At 69.3% G+C, this 3,226-nt stretch carries 3 protein-coding genes, 1 tRNA gene and 1 pseudogene; 2 read left to right on the top strand and 3 right to left on the bottom strand.

What is annotated here, in order from left to right:
• Nucleotides 1–1,266: PEP/pyruvate-binding domain-containing protein (locus G6026_RS04425; protein WP_241727940.1), on the bottom strand; the 1,266-nt coding region annotated here is incomplete at its 3' end.
• A 104-nt stretch (nt 1,267–1,370) separates the two neighbouring features.
• Between G6026_RS04425 and G6026_RS04420 the strand changes: the two genes are divergently transcribed.
• A complete protein-coding gene (locus tag G6026_RS04420; RefSeq protein WP_241727939.1) occupies nt 1,371–2,300 on the top strand; it encodes a methyl-accepting chemotaxis protein in 930 nt (309 codons plus the stop codon).
• 128 nt (nt 2,301–2,428) lie between these two features.
• Here the strand turns inward: G6026_RS04420 and G6026_RS04415 are convergent.
• Together G6026_RS04415 and G6026_RS04410 are read right to left on the bottom strand one after the other, a co-directional pair.
• Nucleotides 2,429–2,499, bottom strand: a tRNA-Gly gene (locus G6026_RS04415).
• 63 nt (nt 2,500–2,562) lie between these two features.
• Nucleotides 2,563–2,832: a hypothetical protein gene (locus tag G6026_RS04410; protein ID WP_182612364.1), complete on the bottom strand. Its 270-nt coding sequence runs from the start codon at nt 2,830–2,832 to the stop codon at nt 2,563–2,565.
• A gap of 206 nt (nt 2,833–3,038) precedes the next feature.
• Between G6026_RS04410 and G6026_RS04405 the strand changes: the two are divergent.
• Nucleotides 3,039–3,226, top strand: a pseudogene (locus G6026_RS04405) (hypothetical protein); the annotation flags it as partial.

The following is a 3,226-nucleotide window of genomic DNA, read 5'->3' as shown; positions in this document are numbered from 1 at the left end:
GGTCGTCGCCGACCGGGTGCCGACGATGACGGGACGGCCCAGCTCGCGGCCGACGATCGCGGCGTGGCAGGTGACCCCGCCCTCGTCGGTGACGATCGCAGCCGCCCGTTTGAGGATCGGCAGCCAGTCCGGGTCGGTCATCGTCGCCACCAGGATCTCGCCGGGTGCGAGGTCGGCGCCGTCCGCGAGTTCATGCAGGACCCGTGCCCGCCCCGTGGCCGTGCCCGGCCCGGCTCCCAGTCCCTCGACGATCGGCTCCACGTCGCCCCCGGACCGGCCGTCACCCGACGCGCTCCGATCACCATCCGCCGCCCGGTCCACGAGGGTGGTGATAGGGCGGGTCTGGACGAGATACAGCTCGCCGTCCTCGATTGCGAACTCGGTGTCCTGAGGCGTGCCGTAGTGGGCTTCCGACGCCATGGCCTGACGGGCGACGGCTCGCACCTGTTCGTCGTCGAGGACGCGGGTGGTCTGCATCTCCTCGGGCACGGGCACGAGTCCGTCGTCTGTGTGGCCGGCGATGATCCGCGTGAGCTTGCGACCCACGTGGGCGGAGAGGATGCCCAGGTCGGACTTGTCGACGACGTAGGTGTCGGGTTCGACCTTGCCGCCCACGACGACCTCCCCGAGGCCGAAGGCCGCTTCGATCACCACCCGGTCGGTCCGGGAGGTGCGGGGGTCCGCGGTGAAGGCAACCCCCGAGGTGTCGGAGCGGACCATCCGCTGAACGACCACCGCGATGGACGGCTCCTCGTCGTAACCCGACACCGCCCGGTAGGTCATCGCCCGCGGCGTCCACAGCGAACACCAGCACTTGCGGACCGCATCGAGCAGGGCGTCCTCTCCGACGACGTCGGTGTAGGACTCGTGGATACCGGCGAACGACGTGTCGCCCGCGTCCTCGGCAGGGGCGGAGCTGCGGACCGCGACGGGGACATCGTGCCCCAGCGCGAGGTAGTGCTCGATGATCGACTCGCGGAGAGGAGCCGGCAAGTCCACCTCCGCGACGGTCCGTATCAGTTCCGCGGACCTCGCCATGAGCTCGGCCTCGGTGAGTCCCTCCTCCGGAACCCGATCGGCGTGCAGACGTGCGCGGACGCCTCCGGCGTCCATCGCCTCCAGATACGCCGACTGGCCGATCGCGAAACCCGGTGGCACCGCGAGTCCCGCTCCGGTCATCTCCCCTAGATTGGCCGACTTGCCTCCGTACTCGGGTGAGTCGTCGAGCCGTAGATCGTCGAAGGTCGTCACCTGTGGTGCGCTCATCTCGTACTCCTTCCTGGAGCGCAATGGGGTCCATCCACCCGCCGCTTACTCCATGGTGCGCTGATCGGGAGGTCCCGGGTGGGATGTTCGGGCAGAATCGATTCATGGCTGAACTGCAGGTCCGGGTGCCCTCCGCGTCATCCCTCGTCAACACCGCGTTCCGGGTGGTGGAGTGGGAGCTGTCGATGGCGCGGGAGTTCCTCCTCCTGCCGGCGCGGGTGATGGCGCTCCTGGAGGACGTGGAGTCCATCGTCAGGCGGGTCCAGCGTCTTCTGGACGAGGTCGAACAGACCGTCTCGTCCATCGACCGGATCGTGCTGACTGCCGCGGAGACCGTCGACGGGGTGCGGACCACGGTCTCGCGGGCTGACGCGGTGATCGACCATGTCGAGCGCACGGTCTCCTCCGCCGACTCCACAGTCGACCGGGTGGGGTCGACGGTGGAGTCGGCTGACGGGATCGTGGCGCGGGTGGGGTCGACGGTGGACTCCGCCGACGGTGTCGTGGGACGGGTCAGCGCGACGGTGGACGTCGCCGACGACCTGGTGATCGAGGCCGGTGGGCTCATCGGGCGAGTCGAGCCGCTCCTGGATTTCGCCGACTCGGCTCTGGCGCCCGTCAAGCCTGTGGTCGAGGCCCTGCTGGTCGATGCCGAGCTCTCCCCGGAGACGGCCGGGAAGGTGGCGACGCGCCTCACCGAGGTCCTGGTGTGGGCGGACAAGACCATCGCGCTCCTGGAACCGATCGCCGACGAGATACTCGAATCGGTCGAGCCGGAGGAGATCAGGGCCGTCGTCAGGTTCATCGACCACCTGCCCGCGCTGGGAGACAGCCTGGAGAACGACGTGATGCCCGTGATCGCCTCGTTGGACACCGTGGCACCGGAGGTCCACCAGATCCTCGAGGTCGCGCAGCACTGTCTCGAGGCGGTCAAGGGCATTCCCGGGTTCCAGCTCCTGCGGCGGCGTGGGGGCGAGAACGGTAACGGAAAGGGCGGGCCGTCCGTGCCGAGCCCGGCCACGCCGGGCGCCTGATCAGCGACTACGGCGGCGGGGTGTTCACGCTGAGGCGACCCGGCTGACACACGCCGGCGGGGTGTCGCGCGGGAATCGGCTCGCCAGATGACTCGAGGCCCTCCCGTGGGGGAGGGCCTCGATACCTGAGCCGATGACGGGAATCGAACCCGCGCTGTCTGCTTGGGAAGCAGAAGTTCTACCATTGAACTACATCGGCAGTGCACTTCACGCGGCGTCGCCGCTCGAAGGCCGGTTCAGATTAGCACGAAGGCTCCGGGCGTCAGCGGTTCCGGGGGTCTTTGCGGGCGGCCTTTCGCTTGGCTCCGGTGGTCATGGGTCGCCGGGTCTGCGCGAGCGAGGCGCGGGGCACGAACCCGAAACCGACGCCACCGACAACGGCAACGGCGAGCGCGCCGAAGATCCACGGGGTGAGTGAACCGCCGCCGGTCAGTCCCATCGCCACGATGAGGGCCGCGATGCCCACGCACACCCAGGACCAGATGGTCCATCGCCAGATGTACTTCGAGGGCTCTTCCCTGAAATCGTCCATACCCCGATTGCACCACGTGTGCGGGGCGCGGCGCATATCCGCGGTCGGCCCGGGGGCCTGCGCGGGCCCCGCGGTGTGGCGGTTCTCACGACGATCCCGCGCGCCCGCGGGTATGGATCCGGTGGCCGCTCACGCTGAAATAGGATGAGACTCCGTTTCTGAGGCCGTTCACCGGTCGACGGACGACTCTTTTCGGGAGGACGAGCATGGACGACGTGACGGAGCGACCCATCGCCCGACGAGTGCGGACCGTCCTGGCGCGCGGCGCCGCCGGCACGGTCGGTTCCGGGCTCCTGACCCGGCCACTGCGGTCCGCGCGGGTCCGCGACGACGGTGTGATCGTGCTCGTCGTCGACGTCGGCGGCATGTCCCGCGACGTGGGCGAGTCGGGCGG

Source organism: Dietzia sp. DQ11-38-2, assembly GCF_014145055.1.
Lineage (GTDB): Bacteria > Actinomycetota > Actinomycetes > Mycobacteriales > Mycobacteriaceae > Dietzia.
This window is presented reverse-complemented; position numbering and strand designations above follow the sequence as displayed.